Consider the following 1953-nt stretch of genomic DNA (forward strand, 5'->3'; position numbering starts at 1 on the left):
ACATTGTGAGGTGTGTCAAGGTATGAAGCAGATCTGTGTTATCCTTTATCTCATTATCAACATTGTGAGGTGTGTCAAGGTATGAAGCAGATCTGTGTTATCCTTTATCTCATTATCAACAATGATCAACGTTGTTGTTCAACTTGGATTTGTTAGTGAAAGGACATGATCTATATAGCGAAATTTGAAACTCTAGGACAGGGATGGCTTGTTGTCGTTTGACTTGAGTATACCTGCTTCACGCGACAACAGGTGAACAAGACGACTAGCATAGTTGGTACATAACTAGGAGACAGTCTGTTGAAGTACACTCTCACAAATCTCTTCAAATACTCACCAAATATAACAAATATGTCGTTCTCTTCAAATACTCACCAAATATAACAAATATGTCGTTAACCTTGATTGGTTGTTGATGATGTTAGTATGAGGGAACATTGATTAAAGTAGGCACATTTGTTCTTGCTAAGAAAGGAGTTATCCCTTCATCAATCAAGACCATTATTTTATTTATATTTCATAGTACACATATAATTTCTTGTCAGTGTACAATAATGCATTGAACCATTAATAGCAAAAATGTTGTTTTTTTTTAATTCAAAAGCTGGATTATCAGCAGAAAAAACACTTTGTTTATTATTTTTTCTATTAATGCAAGCATACATTAAAACTGGTCGCCACGATATAACTGAAATATTGTTGAAAGTGGCGTTAAAACACCAAAAATCAAATCAATCAATCAAAGCATATTGATAAAATGTGAACATATTCAATGCATTTGTAGTAAGTCATTATTAATTTGTTTGATCTTATTTTATTTTTATTTCTTAATTCCTAATAATTATAGTCATCAGAGTCAAATGAATTTTGGCAATATTCATTCCCCCATGAATTTCCCTGAGGAGTATTGTCCATATCAACGAACTGACTCTGAATCTGGTACTGATTTCAAATATTATCTGTCTGTGTGTCATTAAGCATTGTTAGATGAAAACAAACGTCCAGTTTTTATGTGACATACATTACCACTAGTATCACAGCTCGTTATTTTGGACTTACTGATATACTAGATATGTTTGTCGCACCCTTCAAAACCGACGTTATTCTTCATATATTATATATGTTGGAAGTTCTTGTTGATTTATCTTTAGTTATTTTGCTTCGATCTGATTTGCATGTTTTTTTGCAGAAATACTTTGAAATATGGAACGCTTTCAAAGAAAAAAAATTCGGAATTGGGAAGCTTATCTGGTGTATTTATGGAGGCAGTGTATCATTTGAAGAGATGACCGCTGGAAGTCAGATAATTGTTGATATAAGAGGAAGTGATAATCAAAGGATATTTTCTGTTCTTGGTAAGCACAGCCTTGATGTAGAATATCGATGCACCAACCAGGATTGTCCAGATCCTACCATGATAAATACAGATCCATATAAAGTTCTGCCAATATATGAAACTGATAGGTAAGCGAGTGTTTGTAGTTGAATTGAAACTATGACTTTAACAGGAATGGTCGAGAACTCCATGAATCTTAATAACACTGTTCTCTCTTTATACTCATGAAACTATGATTTTAACAGGAATGGTCGAGAACTCCATGAATCTTAATAACACTGTTCCCTCTTTATACGCATGAAACTATGACTAACAGGAACGGTCGAGAACTCCATGAGTCTCAATAACACTGTTCCCTCTTTATACTCATGAAACTATTACTTTAACAGGAATGGTCGAGAACTCCATGAATTTTAATAACACTGTTCCCTCTTTATACTCATGAAACTATGACTTTAACAGGAACGGTCGAGAACTCCATGAATCTTAATAACATTGTTCCCTCTTTATACTCATGAAACTATGACTTTAACAGGAATGGTCGAGAACTCCATGAATCTTAATAACACTGTTCCCTCTTTATACTCATGAAACTATGACTTTAACAGGAATGGTCG

At 33.7% G+C, this 1953-nt stretch carries 1 protein-coding gene; it reads left to right on the forward strand.

Going from position 1 to position 1953, the window contains the following annotated elements:
• The first annotated feature begins 1120 nt into the window (after window positions 1–1120).
• Window positions 1121–1468 carry a hypothetical protein gene (locus PSN35_RS07435; RefSeq protein WP_300031601.1) on the forward strand — a complete coding sequence of 116 codons (348 nt, stop codon included), beginning with the start codon at window positions 1121–1123 and terminating at the stop codon, window positions 1466–1468.
• Window positions 1469–1953 lie beyond the last annotated feature (485 nt).

Origin of the sequence: Candidatus Thioglobus sp., assembly GCF_028599055.1 — a bacterium.
GTDB lineage: Bacteria > Pseudomonadota > Gammaproteobacteria > PS1 > Pseudothioglobaceae > Thioglobus_A.